An 18,785-nucleotide genomic window follows, 5' to 3' on the forward strand; every position below is an offset into this window, starting at 1 on the left:
TCAAGCCACGGCAGCGGCAAAGCTGGAGCGGAAGATGTCCTTCAGCTCTGCCAGCGGCGCCTCGGAGCCACCGATCTTCACCATGTCGCCGCCGAATTTTCCGACAGTGGCGACCGGGACGCCGGCCTGGCCTGCGGCCAGCATCAGCGCCTCGGCCTGGTCGAAGTTGCAGGCGATCAGGTAGCGCGCCTGGTCCTCGCCAAACACGGTCTGGGTGTCGCCTGCGTCGATTTGCACGCCGACGCCGGCCTCTTCGGCCATCTCGAACGCGGCCAGCGCCAGGCCGCCGTCGCCGAGGTCGGTGCAGGCCTTGATCAGCTCGCGGTTTGCGCGGATGAATTCGCCGTTGCGCTTCTCGGCTTCCAGGTCCACCGCCGGGGCGTCGCCGTCCTCGCGGTTGAAGACCTCTGCCAGCAGCGCCGACTGGCCCAGGTGGCCGGTGGTTTCACCCACCAGCAGCGCCACATGGCCGTCGCGCGCCTCGCCGATGATCGGCTCCTCGCCCGCGGCAATCAGGCCCACGGCGCCGATGGTCGGGGTCGGCAGGATGCCCTTGCCGTCGGTTTCGTTGTAGAGCGACACGTTGCCGGAGACGATCGGCATGTCGAGCGCGGCAACCGCCTCGCCGATGCCCTTGATGGCGCCGACGAACTGGCCCATGATTTCCGGCTTTTCGGGGTTGCCGAAGTTCAGGTTGTCGGTGGTGGCCAGCGGCTTGGCGCCCACGGCGGTCAGGTTGCGGTAGGCCTCGGCCACTGCCTGCTTGCCGCCCTCAAACGGGTTTGCCTTGACGTAGCGCGGGGTCACGTCGGAGGTGAAGGCCAGCTTCTTGTCGGTGCCGTGCACCCGGACAATGCCGGAGCCTGCGCCCGGACGGCGCTGGGTGTCGCCCATCACGGTGGTGTCGTACTGCTCATAGACCCACTGCTTGCCGGCATAGTTCGGCGAGGACAGCAGCGCCTTAAGCCCGTCGATCGGGTCAATGGTCGGCACATCCGCGTCGGTCAGCGGCTCCGCTGCCGGGGTTTCCACCCACGGGCGGTCGTATTCCGGCGCGGTGGAGGACAGTTTCGACAGCACTAGATCGGCTTTCACTTCGCCGTTGTGCATGATCAGGAAGCGGTCCTCGGCAATGGTCTCACCGACGATGGCAAAATCCAGGTCCCATTTCTCGAACACCGCGCGCGCCTCGGCTTCCAGCTCCGGCTTCAGCACCATCAGCATCCGCTCCTGGGATTCCGACAGCATCATCTCGTAGGCGGTCATATTCTCTTCGCGCTGCGGCACCTTTTCCAGGTCCAGGCGCACGCCCAGCTTGCCCTTGTCGCCCATTTCCACGGCAGAGCAGGTGAGGCCCGCCGCGCCCATGTCCTGGATCGAGATCACCGCGCCGGTCTGCATCAGCTCCAGCGTGGCTTCCATCAGGCGCTTTTCGGTGAAGGGGTCGCCAACCTGAACGGTGGGGCGCTTTTCCTCGATGGTGTCGTCGAATTCTGCCGACGCCATCGTGGCGCCGCCAACGCCGTCCCGGCCGGTCTTGGCGCCTAGGTACACAACCGGCATGCCTACGCCGGATGCGGCGGAGTAGAAGATCGCGTCAGTGCGCGCGAGGCCCGCGGCAAAGGCGTTCACCAGGCAGTTGCCGTTGTAGGCGGGGTGGAAGCGCACTTCGCCGCCCGCGCAAGGCACGCCGAAGCAGTTGCCGTAGCCGCCGATGCCCTCGACCACGCCGTTGACCAGCTGGCGGGTCTTGTGGTGCGACGGCTCGCCGAAGGACAGCGAGTTCATCGAGGCGATGGGGCGCGCGCCCATGGTGAAGACGTCGCGCAAGATGCCGCCAACCCCGGTTGCCGCGCCCTGGTAGGGCTCGATGTAGGAGGGGTGGTTGTGGCTTTCCATCTTGAACACAACGGCATCGCCGTCGCCGATGTCCACGATGCCCGCGTTCTCGCCGGGGCCGCAGATCACCTGCGGGCCGTCGGTCGGCAGGGTGCGCAGCCATTTCTTGGAGGACTTGTAGGAGCAGTGCTCGTTCCACATCGCCGAGAAGATGCCCAGCTCGGTGAAGGTCGGCTCCCGCCCGATAATTTCGAGGATCAGATCGTACTCATCGGGCTTCAGCCCGTGGTTTGCGATCAGTTCAGGCGTGATGGCGGGTTCCTGCATCCGTAAACGTCCCCAATGGCTGCGATTGCGCGCCTTTTAGAGCAAGCTTTGCCATTGGGAAAGAGGGGTTGCGCAAACGGATGCACGCAGAGTGGCCGCAGGGTCAGAACCGCTGCCCGACATAGACATAAAGCTGGGTTTCCTGCTGGTTGTTGCGGCTGAGATCAATGGAGAAATCGACCGGAAACTTCTTGGACACCCGGTAGCGGATGCCGGCACCGGCGGCGCTGTGGCTGCCGCCCTGCGTCAAATCGCCGAACTCCGCCCCGGTCCAGCCGGTGCCTGCGAAGACCACGCCGCCCAAGCGCTTGCTGAACCGTCTGCGGTACTCGGCCTGCAGTGAGGCGGACCGCGGGCCGATGAACTGGGTGCTGTTGAAGCCGCGCATGTTGTCGGTGGCGCCGATCGAGCATTGGTCGAAGAACGGCGTGCTGGCGGAGGCGGCGCAGATGGTGCCGCGCAGGGCCAGGACGCCGCGGCGCCCCAGCGGGCGATAGCCGTCGAGAATGGCATAGCCCCTGTCGTACCGGCGGCTAAGCCCGCCCAGCGCATGGGAGCGGGTGGCAAAGGCGGTGAGCCGGGTACCCCGGGTCGGATAGTCGCTGTCATCGCGGCGGTCCCAGTCCAGGCTGAGGCCGAAGGTGCCGATCTCCAGGCTGGCATCGGGCTGCAGCTCGGACGGCAGCAGGCCGGCATCCGGCATGACCTCCGTTTCCAGATAGCGCAGCACGATCCCGGCCGACAGATCTGGCGTAAACCCGTAGGCGGCATTGATCCGCACCAGTGACCCGTCCTGGCGGACCGGCAGTACGCCCACTCCTGTATACAGGTCATAAGCCGCATCTGCCCGCGCCGCGAGCGCCTTGATCTGCCAGCGGTTGCCGGGCAAGGCGAGGCTGACCATACCAGCCGCCGCCTGGCTGCCATTGTCGGACCTGAGCCCGCCCAATCCGATCACCGAGGTATTGGCATCGGGGCTGGTCTTGAACAGATACCCGGCGCCCAGCGCCAGACCGGAGCCGATCATTGGGCTGGAAAACGGCACCGGCGCAACCACGACGGAGCCGTTGCGGAAGCCATAGCCCTCAGCCTTCTGCGCCGTCTCGATATGGCCGAGGTGCCGCTCGGTTTGCTCGGGCCCAGCGGCCAGCGCGGCAGAGGCAAGCACCGCCACACCCGCCGCCAGGGCGGCGGACCTGATGGCACGGCACAGGCAGTTACTTCTTCTGCCCGGCACCGTCTTCGGCCTCTTCGGCTGCCTGCTGCTGCGCGGCGCTGCCGGCGGCGGCGGCGATGGCGGCCTTTTCGGTGTCGTTCAGCTGGTCGGTATCCTCCAGCCCCGGAATCGCCACCCGGACCTCGCGGCGGGCAAAGTCGATGCCGTTTTCGGCAAAGGCCGCCTTCACCCGGTTGTAGATCTCCTTACGGATGGTGAACTGGGTGCCCGGCTTGGCCATGAACTTGCCCCGGATGATCATGCCGACATCGTCGAAGTCAAAGACGCCCTGGCTCTTGAACGGCTGCAGGAAGTCGTCCTTGTAAAGCTCATCCTCCAGCATCGAGGCGCCGATCTTCTTGAAGATCTTCTTCACCTTGTTGGGGTCGGTATCAAACGGCACCGTGAAGCGCAGCTTCATGATCACCCAGTCGCGGCTGTAGTTGGTCAGCTTGGGGATCTCGCCGTAGGGAATGGTGTTGATCGGCCCGCGGTGGTGGCGCAGCTGCATCGAGCGGATCGAGATCTTCTCGACCGTGCCGCGGGTGCCTTCGACCTCGACATATTCGCCGACCCGGAAGGCATCGTCGACCAGGAAGAAGATGCCGGAGACCACGTCCGACACCAGCTTTTGCGCGCCGAAGCCGATGGCGAGGCCCAGAATCCCGGCACCGGCCAGAAGCGGCGTGATGTCGATGCCCAGCGCGCCGACCGCCAGCAGTCCGAAGATCACCACGATGGCGATCTGCGCGGTGACCAGCAAGAGCGGCAGCACCGTCGCCAGCCGCGAGCCGCCAGCGCCGCCGCCTTCGCCGCCAACCTCGCCCTCTTCGCCGGAGGTCTGCTCCTTGGCAAGCCGCCGGTTGATCCATAGCGACACGCCCTCGTAAACCACATAGCCCACCGCGATGGTCATCAGGCAGCCGATGATATTGCCTGCAATGCCCTCAGCTCCGGAGGCAATGGCCATCAGGTCCACATCCCAGGCGTTGGAAATGATCATCAGCACGATCCCGGCCACCAGCACGCGGCCGATCCGGATGTAGCTGCGCTTGGTGGACTTGTAAGCCTCCGCTGCCAGCTGCCCCTCGCCGGACATCGGCGGCACCAGATGCTTGACCAGCCCGCGGATCGCCGTGTCCAGGGCCGGCGCGGCCAGCAGCCAGAACATGGTGATGTAATGGGCGCCGTGGATCAGCTGCGCCACCTTGCCGAGGCCGACAAGCGTGCCGACCGCAACCCAGGTCAGCGCCGCCACTGCCATCGCGAAATAGGGATAGTAATGGGCCGCCACCTCGTCATAGCGGGTGCGGTCCGGATCGGTGCCGCGCATCATGTCGGTCAGGCCCTCGCGCGCGGTCCAGGCGATCCAGATGATGTAGACATAAACCAGGCTGTCCAGCCAATAGGCCAGGCGGATCGATTCCGGCGGCACGCCGTTGGCCGTGTTGAATCTGACCGAGAAGATGGCCAGGCCGGCAAGAAAGATAAGGCCGATGGTGTGCAAATGCAGGAAATCGGCCCAGCGGTCGCTGGCGTTGACCAGCCGCCGGTCCGGCCGCTCCGGCGCCATGATGAAGCGGGACGCCGCCGCGCCAACCCGCGGCAGCCAGATCAGATAGGTGACCATCGGCGCCGCAAATTGCAGCATCTGCGCGTCCAGCAATGTCCGGCCCACCGCGCGGATCACCACATAAAACACCACAAGGCCGACCATCTCGCGCAGAAAACGGCGGCCCAGAAAGCTCAGCGCGCCGGCCAGCGTGTCCGCATCGCCGCTGACCACTTCAAGGTTGCGCCAGCGGGCGATCAGCTGGCGCACGGCGTATTCCGCCGCCAGGCCAATGGCGAGCGTCAGGGCTATCAGACCGAACATCGTCAGCACGCCGCCCAGTCCGCCGTGTTTCTGAACAAAATTGCCAATGGCGCGGGACTGGCCCTCCGGCAGCACCGGCAACTTGCGCACCGCATCCGTGACCGGCAGCGTGAAGGCGGTCCACAGCTGCACGGCCCGCCCTGTCAGCGTCGCAGGCTGCGCCTCAGCCTCCTGACGGGCTGCCACCGCATCCAGCCGCTCCAGCAGCAGTGCCCGGACCTGATCGTCGGACATCCGGGCAACCATCTCGTGTATGGCCTCCTCGGTCAGCGGGTCGGGCAGGGCAGGTGCCTCAGTAGTCTGCGCCCTTGCAGGCGCCTGCCAGGCGGTTCCAAGAAGGACAACCGTCAAAACGATGCCGAAAATGCGGGCAAAGCGGTGGAAAAAGGACTTCATATTAACCTCGCGCACCAAAAAAACAGGCCAGACAGGGAAAATCCCTGGGCCAATTGAACCGGCGAGTTGTATTCAGGTCAAAGAAAATCGTGTTTTCAGTGCAGGATGCAGCATCGGACGTTGCCCCAAAGGTTGCCGTCCGGCCAAAAAAAAGGCCGAGCACTAAGCTCGGCCGAAGTCCAACAGGGAGGTATGAAGGGGGGCAGCGCCGCCGCCTTCATGAGGATCATTTAGGGCTCCGGGCCTGACCCTTCAAGAGGATTAACGCTAAAAGACCATCAATGCTGCTATGCGGTTTTTGCATGGCTCGCGCAGTGCGCAATCCCCTGCCGCGCGCCGGGCCTGCGGCGCAGCCGCCGGAAGGCGGCGGGCTGCACACTATGAAGCCGAAAACTCAGAGCTTGCCGAGTTCCTTCATGTGTTTGCGGTGGGCCATGATTTCGCTCTGCACGAAGTCGCGGAAGGCGCCCACGCGCTGGGAGTGGCGCAGCTCCTCGGGGTAGGCGAGATAGACCGGAACCTCGTTCTGGTCCTCGTCCGGCAGCACCTCGACCAGTTGCGGGAACTCTTCCGTCACATAATCCGGCAGAATGCCGATGCCCAGATTGTGCAACACCCCCTGCAGCACCCCGAAGTAGTTGTTGACCGTCAGCAGCGATCCCGGGTCCTGCGCCATCAGCTTCTTGCCCAGCACCGCAGCGGAGCCGACCTGCGCGGAGCGCTGGTTCTGGCAGATCAGACGGTGATTGGAAATGTCGGCGGAGGTTTCCAGGTTGCCGTGCTTCTCAAGATAAGAAGGTGTTGCATAGAGCCCCATGCGCACGGTCATCAGCCGCTTGCGCACCAGATCGGCCTGGCTCGGCTCCTTCATGCGGATCGCCACATCGGCCTCGCGCATCGGCAGGTCCAGCACCCGTTCCTCCAGCATCAGGTCGATCTTGAGGTTGGGGTACTGCTCATACAGTTTGGTCAGCCGCGGTGCCAGCCACAGGGTGCCAAAGCCCACGGTGGTGGTCACACGCAGTTCGCCGAACACTTCCTCTTCGCTGTCGCGGATGCGGGCAGAGGCCGCCTCCAGCCGCGCGGACATGGATTGGGTGGCGTCAAACAGCAGCTCGCCCTGCTCCGTAAGAATCAGTCCGCGCGCATGGCGGTGGAAAAGCGTCGCATTGAGGCTTTCCTCGAGCGCCCGGATCTGGCGGCTGACCGCCGACTGCGACAGATTCAGCTTGTCGCCCGCATGGGTCAGGCTGCCCGCATCGGCCACTGCGTGAAATATTCTGAGCTTATCCCAATCCATATGCGTTACTTTCTGTCCGTTCGGGGCCGACTGTATGAAATCTTAGTTATGTATCAGTTTTCGCGGCGCAAGCGAGCAAAATCGAAAAAAATGCGGCTATTCAGGTCAGCATTTATGACCTATTATTGCGGCCAGAAAGTGCAAGCTAATCCCGGTTGAGGAGGCCACGATGAGCACGCCGAAAATCTCGCTGAACGACAAATACGACCTGACTAAATCGCCGGTTCTGCTGAACGGCACCCAGGCGCTGGTGCGGCTGATGCTGATGCAGAAGCACCGCGACATGGCGGCGGGTCTCAATACCGCCGGGCTTGTTACCGGTTACCGCGGTTCGCCCCTGGGGGCAGTGGACCTGCAGATGTCCCGCGCCGAAAAGCAGCTGAAAGAGGCTGACGTCACCTTTCAGTACGGGTTGAACGAGGATCTGGCCGTCACCGCGCTCTGGGGCGCGCAGCAGGCCGAGGTCCGCGGCGAAGGCAAATACGACGGCGTCTTCGGCCTGTGGTACGGCAAGGGTCCGGGCGTCGACCGCTCCGGCGATGCGATCCGCCATGCCAACATGGCCGGCTCCTCCAAGCACGGCGGCGTGCTGCTGGCGATGGGCGACGACCACACCGGCGAAAGCTCCACCGTGCTGCACCAGTCGGAATGGTCGCTCTTGGACTGCTACCTGCCGATCGTCAGCCCGGCCGGCGTGCAGGAGATCCTGGACTACGGCATCTACGGCTACGCGCTCAGCCGGTTCTCCGGCCTCTGGGTCGGCCTCAAGACCATGAAGGACACCATCGAGGTGACCTCGGTTGTCGATGCCCGCCCCGAACGCATGCAGCTGGTCACCCCGGAATTCGACATGCCGGCCGACGGGCTGAACATCCGCCTGGATGACGACCGCTTCCGCCAGGAAAACCGCATCATCGACTACAAGCGCTTTGCGGCAGAGGCGTTCAGCCATGCCAACAAGATGGACAAGCGCATGTGGGGCAAGCCCGGCGCCAAGATCGGTTTTGTCGCCGCGGGCAAGAACTGGCTCGACCTGGTGCACGCGCTGAAGCTGCTGAACATCGACGAAAACATGGCCGAGCGTCTGGGCATCACCACCTACAAGGTAGGCCAGACCTGGCCGATGGACATGAAGGGCTTCCACGACTGGGCCCAGGACTTGGACCTGATCGTCGTGGTCGAGGAAAAGCGCAAGCTGATCGAGATCCAGATCAAGGAAGCGATCTTTGACGACCGCCAGGGCCGCCGCGTCTATGGCTGGTACAAGGGCGGCGCCGGCAGCATGCACCGCGAGGAGCTGTTCCCGACCCGCTATGCGCTGGACCCGATCATGATCGCCGAGAAGCTGGGCGAAATCCTGATCGAGGAGGGCCGCGAGACCGAGGCGATCCGCGCCGGGATGGAGGCGCTCGGCGAAGCCCGCCGCGCCGACAACGCCGAGGAAATCGCCACCCGCCTGCCGTATTTCTGCTCCGGCTGCCCGCACAATTCCTCCACCCGCCTGCCGGACGGCTCCCGCGCCTATGCCGGCATCGGCTGCCACTTCATGGTGCAGTGGATGGACCGCGAAACCACCGGCTTCACCCATATGGGCGGCGAGGGCGTTAACTGGGTCGGCGAGGCACCGTTCTCCAAGCGCAAGCATGTGTTCCAGAACCTGGGCGACGGCACCTACAACCACTCCGGCGTGCAGGCGATCCGCGCCGCGCTCGCCGAGGGCACCAACATCACCTACAAGATCCTCTACAATGACGCGGTGGCGATGACCGGCGGCCAGCAGGCCGAGGGCGGCCTCACCGCGCAGCAGATCGCGCATGAGCTGAAGGCGATGGGCGTCAAGACCATGGCCGTGGTCTATGACGAGAAGGAGGACGTGGACGCCGCCCTGTTCCCGGCCGGCATGCGGATGCATGAACGCGCCGAGATGATGAAGATCCAGCGCGAGTTCGAACAGGTCGAAGGCGTCTCCGCCATCATCTACATCCAAACCTGCGCCGCCGAGAAGCGCCGCCGCCGCAAGAAAGGCCAGTTCCCGGATCCGGACCAGCGGGTGTTCATCAACACCGACGTTTGCGAGGGCTGCGGCGATTGCGGGGTGCAGTCGAACTGCGTCTCCATCGTGCCCAAGGACACCGAACTGGGGCGCAAGCGCGCCATCGACCAGTCGTCCTGTAACAAGGACTTCTCCTGCCTCAACGGCTTCTGCCCGTCCTTCGTGACCGTCGAAGGCGCCAAGATCCGCAAGGAAGCAACCGCCGACATCGACCTGCCGCATCTGCCCAAGCCGGTGCTGCCGCAGATCAGCGGCACCCACAATGTGGTGATCACCGGCGTCGGCGGCACCGGCGTGGTGACCATCGGCGCGGTGCTGGCGCAAGCGGCGCAGATCGACGGCAAGGGCGCCGGGCTGATGGAAATGGCCGGCCTCGCCCAGAAGGGCGGCGCGGTGCATATCCACTGCCGGATTGCCAACAACCCCGAGGACATCTCGGCGATCCGCGTCGCCACCGGCGAGGCGCATGCGCTGATCGGCGGCGACCTGGTGGTCAGCGCCGGCGCCAAGACCCTGGGCCTGACCACCTCCGGCCAAACCGGCGCGGTTGTGAACAGCCACGAGATCATCACCGGCGAATTCACCAAGAACACCGAGTTCAAGGTGCCGGTCGACCGTCTGGAAGTGGCGCTGCAGGCGCGTCTGCGCGACCGGCTGGACCTGTTCGATGCGTCCGAGCTGGCCCGCGCCACCATGGGCGACTCGATTTTCTCGAACATGATGGTGTTCGGCGGCGCCTGGCAGAAGGGGCTGGTCCCGGTCAGCCACGAGGCGATCGAACAGGCAATCGAGATGAACGGCGCCGCGGTGGAACGCAACAAGCGCGCCTTCGACATCGGCCGCTGGGCGGTGCTGCACCCGGAAGAGGCCGCCAGGCTGATCCAGCCCAAGGCCGCGGCAGCGCCGAAGACGCTGGAGGAAAAAATCGCCTTCCGCGCCGATCACCTGGTCGCCTACCAGGGCAAGGGCCTGGCCAAGCGCTATGGCAAGCTGTTGGACGGCATCAGCGATCCCGCGCTGAAGGAGGCGGTGGCGAAGGGCTACCATAAGCTCCTGGCTTACAAGGACGAATACGAAGTAGCCCGGCTGCTGCTCGACAGCCGCGCCAAGGCGGAGGCGGAGTTCGAGGGCGACCTCAAGCTTTCGTACCACCTGGCGCCGCCGATGATGACAGGCACCGACCCTGACGGCCGCCCGAAGAAGCGCAAGTTCGGCGCGGGCATGGAGCGCTGGTTCCGCCTGCTGGCCAAGCTGAAGTCCCTGCGCGGCACGCCGCTGGACGTCTTCGGCTACACCGACGAGCGCAAGATGGAGCGCGCGCTGATCAAGCAGTATGAGGCCGACATGCAGGAGTGGCTGCCCAAGGCCAGCCCGGCGATCATGGAGCCGCTGATGGCGCTGGCAGAGCTGCCGCTGCAGATCCGCGGATTCGGCCCGGTCAAGCTGGCCAACGAGCAGAAGGCCGCCAAGCGCCGCGAGGAGCTGCTGGCCGCACTGCGCCAGGGCGGCGTGCCGGTCAAGCAGGCCGCAGAATAACACTGCAGAGTAATACCGGGGCAGGGCGGGTACTCCCGCCCGCCTTGATCCTTTCGAAGAAAGGCCCAAGACAGTTGGGCCCGGCGCCGCGCTGACGCGCGGCGTTTGCCGTTCCGCTGCTTCTGGCCGGCCGGGGTGCGGCGGCCAGCATTTTGCGCCGCAGTCTGCAGATTTCTGCTGCAGCGGTCGTTTTCAGCGCATTTTTCAGCGATTGCGGCGCGCGCTTTGGCGTGCCGACGCTAGGCTTTGCCCGGATTGCATGTCCTTGCTGCACCGGAAAGGAGCCGCCCGATGTCCCTCTCACAGGCCTTGCAGGCTGCCCGCGACCTGCACACAAAACTGCCCGCCTTGCAGGAGTTCGCGCCCTGGCCCAGCGATCTGGAGCCCGCCGCGCTGGCACCCGCGGCGATGCCTGCGCAAGACCAGGTGGCGGGGTTCAGCCAGCCGGGCACGCCCGAGACCCAACCCCTGATTGACGCGCTGCGCAGCGCGGCGGGCCAGGCGCATTGGACGCAGACCTACACCGAGGCAGAGGTGGGGGCGCATTTCCTGCAGAACTACGGCTATTTCGAGCTGTTCGGACCAACCGGCCATTTCCGCACCACCCAGCTGCGCGGCTATATCGCCTATTGGGGCGCCGGGTTAAAATACGACTGGCACAGCCACGAGGCCGAGGAACTGTACGTGGTGCTGGGCGGCGGCGCGCAGTTCCTGACCGAAGGGGATGAAAGCTGGCTGGGCGCCAGCGCCACGCGCCTGCACGGCGGCTGGCAGCCGCATGCGATGAATACCAGCGCGCAGCCGATCCTGACCTATGTCCTGTGGCGCGGTGCCGGGCTGGCGGGCCTGCCGCTGATGGGCGGCAAGCGGACTGCCGCAGCCTGAACTGCCAGAACAGGTCGGCCGTCTGCCGGGAACCGGCCTGTCACGCGGCTGTTACAGCCGTCTTGCACACTGCGCTCCCGGCCTTATACCGCCGGTGAATGCCAGTCGGAGTCTCCCCCCAAGATGCACGCGCAACACCGCCTCGCCCGTGATATTTCCTATGCCCATTCGGCCTCCACCCGCGCAGGCCGCGCGGTGATCCGGCTGATGGAGAACTCCACCGGGCGGCTGAAGCTGATCCGCCGCGCCGCAGGCTATGAGCAAGAGGTGGCGGCTGGCCGCAGCTTCTGGTCGGTCATGGCAGAGCGCTACGGGCTGACGCTGGACGTGGCCGGCGGCGCGCTGAGCAATATCCCGCGGGACAAGCCGGTCATCCTGATTGCCAACCACCCCTACGGCATCCTCGACGGGCTGATGATGGGGCATATCCTGGCCGAGACCCGCGGCGATTTCCGCATCCTGGCGAACCAGGTGTTCCGCCGCGCCGAGGACCTGAACAAGATGATCTTGCCGGTTGATTTCGCCGAAACCCGCGAGGCCGTGCAGACCAACCTTCAGACCCGCAAGGACGCCCTCGGCTATCTGGCGCAGGGCGGCGCCATCGGCATCTTCCCGGGCGGCACGGTGTCCACCGCGGCGCACCCGCTGGGCCACCCGATGGACCCTGGCTGGCGCGGTTTCACCGCCCGGATGATCGCCAAATCCGATGCGGTGGTGGTGCCGGTGTTCTTTGACGGGCACACCTCGCGCCTGTTCCAGATCGCCAGCCACCTGCACGCGACCCTGCGCATGGGGCTGTTGATCCAGGAATTCCGCAAGCGTGTCGATACGCCGGTCCGGGTGGTGATCGGCGAGCCCATAGGCCGCGACGTTCTGGCGCCGCTGGCAAAAGACACAAAAGCAATGATGGATTTCCTGCGCAAAGCGACGTATGAGCTTTCTCCAGTACCTCTCAAATCCTACGGTTACGGGTTTGAGTTCGAAGAGAAACACCGCGCGTGAGAAATCGGAATGGCTGTAGGCATCTTTGATTCAGGCCTGGGCGGGCTGACCGTCCTGAACGCCGCGCAGCAGCGGCTGCCGGATGTGAATTTCCTGTATTACGGCGACAACGCCCGCGCGCCTTACGGCGTGCGCGATGCCGAGGATGTGTACCAGCTGACCAAGGCAGCGGTGCAGGACATGTGGGACAAGGGCTGCGATCTGGTGATCCTCGCCTGCAACACCGCCTCTGCCGCCGCTCTGCGCCGGATGCAGGAGGGCGGGCTGCCCCAGGGCAAGCGGGTTCTGGGCGTGTTTGTGCCGCTGATCGAGGCGCTGACCGAGCGGCAGTGGGGCGACAACTCGCCGCCGCGCGAGGTTGCGGTGCAGCATGTGGCCCTGTTTGCCACCCCGGCCACCGTCGCCAGCCGCGCCTTCCAGCGGGAGCTGGCGTTCCGCGCCATCGGCGTCGATGTCGAGGCGCAGGCCTGCGGCGGCGTCGTCGACGCGATCGAGGACGGCGACATGATCCTGGCCGAGGCGCTGGTGCGCTCCCACGTCGATGCGCTGAAACGCAAGATGCCGCATCCGGAGGCCGCGATCCTCGGCTGCACCCATTACCCGCTGATGGAGCAGACCTTCCAGGAGGCGCTGGGGCCGGAGGTCAAGGTGTTCAGCCAGGGCAGCCTGGTGGCCGACAGCCTGGCGGACTATCTGACCCGCCACCCGGACATGTACGGCAACGGCGCGGGCGGGTTCTTCACCACCGGAAACCCGGGCCGTGTCAGCGACCGCGCGACCCAGTTTCTCCGACGGGAAATCACCTTTCAGGCAGCCTGACCGCATCCGTCCGGAACCTTGTTCCAGGTCAAAGTGCGCAGGCGCAGTTTTCCCTATTTCTCTCCGCAGATGGCTGCGGAACCGGCATATCACATCGAAAGACGAGGTCTGACATGACCCATAAAGTGGCTATTCTTGGCGCTTCCGGCTACACCGGCGCCGAACTGGTGCGGCTGATCGCCCAGCATCCGAACATCGACATCGCGGCGCTGTCCGCCGACCGCAAGGCCGGCATGACCATGGCCGAAGTTTTCCCGCACCTGCGCCACATGGAGCTGCCGGTGCTGTGCAAGATCGACGAGATCGACTTTGCGGGTATCGACCTCTGCTTCTGCGCGCTGCCGCACAAGACCAGCCAGGAAGTGATCGCGGCGCTGCCCAAAGACCTGAAGGTCGTTGATCTGTCGGCGGACTTCCGGCTGCGCGACCCGGCGGAGTACGAGAAATGGTACGGCAACAAGCACGCCGCGCTGGAGCAGCAGGAAGAGGCCGTCTATGGCCTGACCGAGTTCTACCGGGAAGAGATCAAGGCCGCGCGCCTGGTTGCCGGAACGGGGTGCAACGCCGCCACCGGCCAGTTTGCCCTGCGGCCGCTGATCGCGGCTGGCGTCATCGACCTGGACGAGATCATCCTGGACCTGAAATGCGCCGTCTCCGGCGCCGGCCGGTCGCTCAAGGAAAACCTGCTGCATGCGGAGCTGAGCGAAGGCTACAACGCTTATGCCATCGGCGGCACCCACCGGCACCTGGGCGAATTCGACCAGGAGTTCAGCAAACTCGCAGGCCGGCCGGTCAAGGTGCAGTTCACCCCGCACCTGCTGCCCGCCAACCGCGGCATCCTGGCGACCGTTTATGTGAAGGGCGATGCAAGGGCGATTCATGACACCTTTGCCAAGGCCTATGCCGATGAGCCCTTCATCGAGCTGCTGCCCTTTGGCGAAGCGCCGAGCACCCACCACGTGCGCGGCTCCAACTTCTGCCATATCGGCGTCGCGCAGGACCGGATCGAAGGCCGCGCCATCGTCTTTGCGGCACTGGATAACCTGACAAAAGGAAGCAGCGGCCAGGCCTTGCAGAACGCCAACCTGATGTTAGGTGAGGAAGAAACCGAGGGCCTGATGATGGCGCCGCTGTTCCCGTAAACGGGGGCGGCGCTGGCCTGGGCCTGATATGAGGACACCATGAAGAACCTGAAGAAACAGCGCCGTATCCAGGTCATCGCGGTAGCCGCGGTGGCCCTGATCGTAGCCACCGCCCTGATCGGCTATGCCATGCGGGACGGGATCAACTATTTCCGCTCGCCCAGCCAGGTGGCCGAGGCACCGCCGAAACCGTCCGAGGTGTTCCGCATCGGCGGGCTGGTCGCAGAGGGCACCTTGCAACGCGGCCAGGGCGAGACCGTGCGCTTTGCCGTCACCGACGGCGGCGCCACGGTGCAGGTGGCCTATACCGGCGTTCTGCCCGACCTGTTTGAAGAGAACCAGGGCATGGTCGGCACTGGCAGCTACGTGAACGGAGTGTTCGAAGCCACTGAAATCCTGGCGAAACATGACGAAACCTATATGCCCAAGGAAGTCATGGACGCACTGAAGGAGCAGGGGGTTTATCAGGAACCCGAGACCTGATCTCTTTCACGACTTAAAACAGATGGTCCCGCAGGGCTGGCGTCCTGCCGGGCTCATCGCCTCGGGGCTCACCAGCACACAGAACCAGGGTGTTGCGCAGCCGGCGCACGGTGGTGTCAGGGGATATTAGCGCCTTTGCGGCATCCTGTTTTGGTTGGAAGTGGTGAGGTGACATGCAGACAGTAACGGAAATTGCGGAACAGATCGTGGCGCGCGAAGGCGGCTTTGTGAATGATCCGGATGACCCGGGCGGCGCCACCAAACACGGGGTAACCATCGGCACCCTGCGGCGGCTGGGCCTGGACCTGACCGGCGACGGGCAGGTCGGGGTTGCGGATGTGAAGGCGCTGAGCCGGGCACAGGCAACGGACCTTTTCGTCCGCCACTATTTCGAGGCTCCCGGCATCGGCCGCCTTCCCGCATGCCTGCAGGCGACAGTCTTCGACATGTATGTGAACGCGGGCAGCAACGCGGTGCGAATCCTGCAGCGGCTGCTGAAGGAAATGGGATTTGGTGTTGCGGTGGACGGCGCCATCGGCCCGCAGACCGCCGGCGCCGCGCATCAGGCCGCAGCGGTGGATGCAGGCGCCTTGCGCGACGCTTATGGCATTGCCCGCCGCAACTATTACTTCCGCCTCGCGGACCGCCGCGCGGCCAGCCGCAAATACGCCCGCACCCGCGGCGGCACCAAGGGCGGCTGGATCACCCGGGCCGAGGAGTTCATCTCCGCCCAGTACCATCTGAGCCGCCAGGCATTTCAGCGGAGGACCGCGGCATGGGGCTGATTGCAAATGTCTTGGGATTGATTTTCGGAAGCCCGCGCAATGTCTTGCGGGAGACCGTTGAAGTGTTCCGCGAGAACACAGAGGCCGGCGCGGCGCGGGCGCATCAGATGCAGTCCGCCGCGCTGAGCCAGCTGGCGGCGGAATTCCAATATGGCGGCAAGAGCCGGTTCGACCGGTTCATGGACGGGGTGAACCGGTTGCCGCGGCCGATGCTGGCTCTGGGAACCCTGGCGCTGCTGGCTGCAGCCCTCAGCGATCCGGTCTGGTTCGCCGCCCGGATGCAGGGGCTGGCGCTGGTGCCGGAACCGTTGTGGTGGCTCCTGGGCGTCATCGTCTCCTTCTACTTCGGCGCCCGCCACCAGGTGAAAAGCCAGGAGTTCCAGAAAGGGCTGGCGGCCAGTATCGCGCGGGTGCCTCAGGTGGCGAAGGAGATTGCGGTGCTCAACCGCCTGCGGTCAGACTCACCGGCAGCAGCCAGCACCGGCACCGATGCGGCTGCCCGGTTGGAAACCACCGCTGCCGATGCCAATCCTGCGCTGGAGGCCTGGAAAACCCGACGCAGCTGATCACAATTTGCCCTCTGCGGCGGCGTGGCGCGGCGTTTGCCATTGGCCCCCCCGGCAGACAGGCGTATAGGAAAACCCATGATTACAGAGCTTGGCCACTTCGCCCTTATCCTCGCCTTCATGATCGCCATCGTGCAGGCCGTTATCCCCTTGATCGGCGCCCATAAACGCTGGCCCGGCTGGATGGCCGTGGCAGAGCCGGCGGCGCAGGCGCAATTCCTGTTCACCGCCTTTTCCTTTGGCGCGCTGATGTGGGCGTTCATCACCTCGGATTTCTCGCTGAAGCTGGTGACGCTCAACAGCCATTCGGCCAAGCCGATGCTCTACAAGATCTCCGGCACCTGGGGGAACCACGAGGGCTCGATGCTGCTGTGGGTGCTGATCGTCAGCCTGTTCGGCGCCATGGCCTCGGTCTTTGGCGGAGGCCTGCCGCCGACGCTCAAGGCCCGCGTGCTGGCGGTGCAGGCGTCGATCGGGGTGGCCTTCTTTGCCTTTATCCTGTTCACCTCCAACCCGTTCCTGCGGCTGATGGTGCCGCCGTTTGACGGCCAGGACCTGAACCCGCTGCTGCAGGACCCGGGGCTGGCGTTCCACCCGCCGTTCCTCTACCTCGGCTATGTGGGGCTTTCGATGGCATTCTCCTTTGCCGTCGCCGCCCTGATCGAAGGCCGCATCGACGCCGCCTGGGGCCGCTGGGTGCGGCCCTGGACGCTGGCGGCCTGGGTGTTCCTGACCATCGGCATCGCGCTGGGGTCCTGGTGGGCTTATTACGAACTTGGCTGGGGCGGCTTCTGGTTCTGGGACCCGGTTGAAAACGCTTCTTTCATGCCCTGGCTGCTGGCCGCCGCTCTGCTGCACTCCGCCATCGTGGTGGAGAAGCGCGAGGCGCTGAAGAGCTGGACCATTCTGCTGGCGATCCTGGCGTTCGGCTTCTCGCTGATCGGCACATTCATCGTGCGCTCCGGCATCATCACCAGCGTGCACGCCTTTGCCAACGACCCGGAACGCGGCGTGTTCATCCTGTTCATCCTCGCCTTCTTCACCGGCGGCGCGCTGACCCTGTTTGCCGCCCGTGCCCAGGCGATGGAGGCCAAGGGGCTGTTCGGCATGGTGAGCCGCGAAACCGCGCTGGTGGTGAACAACATCCTGCTGGCCGTGAGCTGCTTCGTGGTGTTCTTCGGCACCGTCTGGCCGATCGTCGCGGAGATGGTCTTTGCCCGCAAGCTGAGCGTCGGCCCGCCGTTCTTCAACTCTGCCTTCACGCCGTTCATGGTGGTGCTGGGTCTGATCATGCCGGTTGGCGCCATGCTGCCGTGGAAGCGCGGCCGGATCGGCCGGGTGGCCTGGCAGCTGCGCTACATGTTCCTGCTGGCGGTGTCGCTGGGCGTCTTGGCCTGGGCGATGCAGACCGGCCGTTCCGCGCTGGGTCCGGTGGGGCTGTTCCTCGGCTCCTGGATGGTCTTCGGCGCGCTGGCCGACCTGTGGCTGCGCAGCGGCCGCGAAAACCGCCTTGGCCGCATGCTGCGGCTGCCGCGGGCGGACTGGGGCAAGGCCGTGGCCCATGGCGGCCTGGGCATCACCATCTTTGCCATTGCGGGCCTGACTGCCTGGGAGCAGGAGGATATCCGCGTGGCCCGCATCGGCGCGCCGTTTGAGGTCGGTGCCTTCACCCTGGTGCTGACGGACGTGAGCCGCGAGCAGGGGCCGAACTATTTCACCACCAAGGGCCGGGTCGAAGTCACCCGCAACGGCCGCCCGGAGGCGGTGATGTTCCCGGAAAAACGCGACTATCCGGTCAGCCGGATGCCGACCACCGAGGCGGCCATCGACTACCGCGTGACCCGCGACCTTTACGTGGTGCTGGGAGACGAGCAGGCGGACGGCAGCTGGACCATGCGCACCTATATCAAACCCTTTGCCAACTGGATCTGGGCCGGCTGCATCCTGATGTCGCTGGGCGGCCTGCTGAGCCTTAGCGACCGGCGCTTCCGGGTCGCGGCGGGCGCGCGGAAGACTCCATCGGCGGGAGTGCCTGCGGAATGAAACTGCTGCGTTATCTGATCCTTGCCCTGGCCGGCGTGCTGGCTGTCTCCTTGGTGGTTCCGGCGCCTGCGCTGGCGGTGGAGCCGGATGAGGTGCTGGCCGACCCGGTGCTTGAGGGCCGTGCGCGGGAGCTGTCCAAGGACCTGCGCTGCCTGGTCTGCCGCAACGAAAGCATTGATGAATCCAACGCCGAACTGGCCCGCGACCTGCGTGTCCTGCTGCGGGAGCGGCTGGTGGCCGGCGACAGCGACCGGGAAGCGATGGATTTCATCGTCGACCGCTACGGCGAGTACGTGCTGCTGCGCCCGACCACCAGCGGCGCCAACTGGCTGCTGTGGGCGGCAGGGCCGCTGATGCTGCTGGCAGCACTGGTCATCGGCATCTTCTATGTCCGCGGCCGGGCCAGAAAGCCCAAGGCGGCCGAACAGCGCTTGAGCGAAGAAGAGCAGGAACGGCTGCGGAAAATCCTCGAGGATTGACGCCGGGTCTGTCTTTCCGGCCAGCCCGCTTTGCGTCA

Annotated in this window: 14 protein-coding genes; 10 read left to right on the top strand and 4 right to left on the bottom strand. The window is 65.2% G+C overall.

Annotated features, from left to right (window positions below):
* From purL to LHL23_RS00215, 4 genes are all read right to left on the bottom strand, one after another.
* Complete coding sequence (purL, locus tag LHL23_RS00200; protein ID WP_222475854.1) at window positions 1-2,166, bottom strand: phosphoribosylformylglycinamidine synthase subunit PurL; 2,166 nt, start codon at window positions 2,164-2,166, stop codon at window positions 1-3.
* A gap of 103 nt (window positions 2,167-2,269) precedes the next feature.
* Complete coding sequence (locus LHL23_RS00205; protein ID WP_226428364.1) at window positions 2,270-3,340, bottom strand: BamA/TamA family outer membrane protein; 1,071 nt, start codon at window positions 3,338-3,340, stop codon at window positions 2,270-2,272.
* Between the two features lie 43 nt (window positions 3,341-3,383).
* A complete protein-coding gene (locus LHL23_RS00210) occupies window positions 3,384-5,654 on the bottom strand; it encodes a mechanosensitive ion channel family protein (RefSeq protein WP_226428365.1) in 2,271 nt (756 codons plus the stop codon).
* A gap of 394 nt (window positions 5,655-6,048) precedes the next feature.
* Window positions 6,049-6,954, bottom strand: a complete 906-nt coding sequence (locus LHL23_RS00215; protein WP_222475851.1) for a LysR family transcriptional regulator — start codon at window positions 6,952-6,954, stop codon at window positions 6,049-6,051.
* Window positions 6,955-7,123: 169 nt separating this feature from the next.
* On the opposite strand from LHL23_RS00215, the gene LHL23_RS00220 reads away from it, so the two are divergent.
* From LHL23_RS00220 to LHL23_RS00265, 10 genes are all read left to right on the top strand, one after another.
* Window positions 7,124-10,543 carry an indolepyruvate ferredoxin oxidoreductase family protein gene (locus LHL23_RS00220; RefSeq protein ID WP_226428366.1) on the top strand — a complete coding sequence of 1,140 codons (3,420 nt, stop codon included), beginning with the start codon at window positions 7,124-7,126 and terminating at the stop codon, window positions 10,541-10,543.
* Between the two features lie 291 nt (window positions 10,544-10,834).
* On the top strand, window positions 10,835-11,428 hold the full coding sequence (locus tag LHL23_RS00225; protein WP_226428367.1) for a dimethylsulfonioproprionate lyase family protein: 594 nt from the start codon (window positions 10,835-10,837) through the stop codon (window positions 11,426-11,428).
* A 123-nt stretch (window positions 11,429-11,551) separates the two neighbouring features.
* Window positions 11,552-12,430 (top strand): lysophospholipid acyltransferase family protein, encoded by an 879-nt coding sequence (locus LHL23_RS00230; protein ID WP_226428368.1) that lies wholly within the window; start codon window positions 11,552-11,554, stop codon window positions 12,428-12,430.
* Window positions 12,431-12,439: 9 nt separating this feature from the next.
* Window positions 12,440-13,249, top strand: coding sequence for a glutamate racemase (gene murI / locus LHL23_RS00235; RefSeq protein WP_222475845.1), 810 nt, complete (start codon window positions 12,440-12,442; stop codon window positions 13,247-13,249).
* A gap of 113 nt (window positions 13,250-13,362) precedes the next feature.
* Window positions 13,363-14,391 (top strand): N-acetyl-gamma-glutamyl-phosphate reductase, encoded by a 1,029-nt coding sequence (gene argC, locus LHL23_RS00240; RefSeq protein ID WP_226428369.1) that lies wholly within the window; start codon window positions 13,363-13,365, stop codon window positions 14,389-14,391.
* A gap of 39 nt (window positions 14,392-14,430) precedes the next feature.
* A complete protein-coding gene (ccmE, locus tag LHL23_RS00245) occupies window positions 14,431-14,874 on the top strand; it encodes a cytochrome c maturation protein CcmE (protein WP_226428370.1) in 444 nt (147 codons plus the stop codon).
* A 173-nt stretch (window positions 14,875-15,047) separates the two neighbouring features.
* A complete protein-coding gene (locus LHL23_RS00250) occupies window positions 15,048-15,659 on the top strand; it encodes a holin-associated N-acetylmuramidase (RefSeq protein ID WP_226428371.1) in 612 nt (203 codons plus the stop codon).
* A complete protein-coding gene (locus LHL23_RS00255) occupies window positions 15,650-16,225 on the top strand; it encodes a holin family protein (protein WP_226428372.1) in 576 nt (191 codons plus the stop codon). Before LHL23_RS00250 ends, LHL23_RS00255 begins: the two co-directional genes overlap by 10 nt.
* Before the next feature lie 78 nt (window positions 16,226-16,303).
* A complete protein-coding gene (locus tag LHL23_RS00260; protein ID WP_226428373.1) occupies window positions 16,304-18,268 on the top strand; it encodes a heme lyase CcmF/NrfE family subunit in 1,965 nt (654 codons plus the stop codon).
* Complete coding sequence (locus tag LHL23_RS00265; RefSeq protein WP_226428374.1) at window positions 18,265-18,747, top strand: cytochrome c-type biogenesis protein; 483 nt, start codon at window positions 18,265-18,267, stop codon at window positions 18,745-18,747. Before LHL23_RS00260 ends, LHL23_RS00265 begins: the two co-directional genes overlap by 4 nt.
* Window positions 18,748-18,785: the final 38 nt, after the last annotated feature.

The sequence above is a fragment of the Leisingera sp. McT4-56 genome (assembly GCF_020514995.1).
GTDB classification, from domain to species: Bacteria; Pseudomonadota; Alphaproteobacteria; order Rhodobacterales; family Rhodobacteraceae; genus Leisingera; species Leisingera aquaemixtae_A.

Coding starts and splice junctions, on each gene's coding strand:
- purL (WP_222475854.1), bottom strand. CDS start 2,166: ATGCAGGAACCCGCCATCACGCCTGAACTGATCGCAAACCACGGGCTG.
- LHL23_RS00210 (WP_226428365.1), bottom strand. CDS start 5,654: ATGAAGTCCTTTTTCCACCGCTTTGCCCGCATTTTCGGCATCGTTTTG.
- LHL23_RS00215 (WP_222475851.1), bottom strand. CDS start 6,954: ATGGATTGGGATAAGCTCAGAATATTTCACGCAGTGGCCGATGCGGGC.
- LHL23_RS00220 (WP_226428366.1), top strand. CDS start 7,124: ATGAGCACGCCGAAAATCTCGCTGAACGACAAATACGACCTGACTAAA.
- LHL23_RS00225 (WP_226428367.1), top strand. CDS start 10,835: ATGTCCCTCTCACAGGCCTTGCAGGCTGCCCGCGACCTGCACACAAAA.
- LHL23_RS00230 (WP_226428368.1), top strand. CDS start 11,552: ATGCACGCGCAACACCGCCTCGCCCGTGATATTTCCTATGCCCATTCG.
- murI (WP_222475845.1), top strand. CDS start 12,440: ATGGCTGTAGGCATCTTTGATTCAGGCCTGGGCGGGCTGACCGTCCTG.
- argC (WP_226428369.1), top strand. CDS start 13,363: ATGACCCATAAAGTGGCTATTCTTGGCGCTTCCGGCTACACCGGCGCC.
- ccmE (WP_226428370.1), top strand. CDS start 14,431: ATGAAGAACCTGAAGAAACAGCGCCGTATCCAGGTCATCGCGGTAGCC.
- LHL23_RS00250 (WP_226428371.1), top strand. CDS start 15,048: ATGCAGACAGTAACGGAAATTGCGGAACAGATCGTGGCGCGCGAAGGC.
- LHL23_RS00255 (WP_226428372.1), top strand. CDS start 15,650: ATGGGGCTGATTGCAAATGTCTTGGGATTGATTTTCGGAAGCCCGCGC.
- LHL23_RS00260 (WP_226428373.1), top strand. CDS start 16,304: ATGATTACAGAGCTTGGCCACTTCGCCCTTATCCTCGCCTTCATGATC.
- LHL23_RS00265 (WP_226428374.1), top strand. CDS start 18,265: ATGAAACTGCTGCGTTATCTGATCCTTGCCCTGGCCGGCGTGCTGGCT.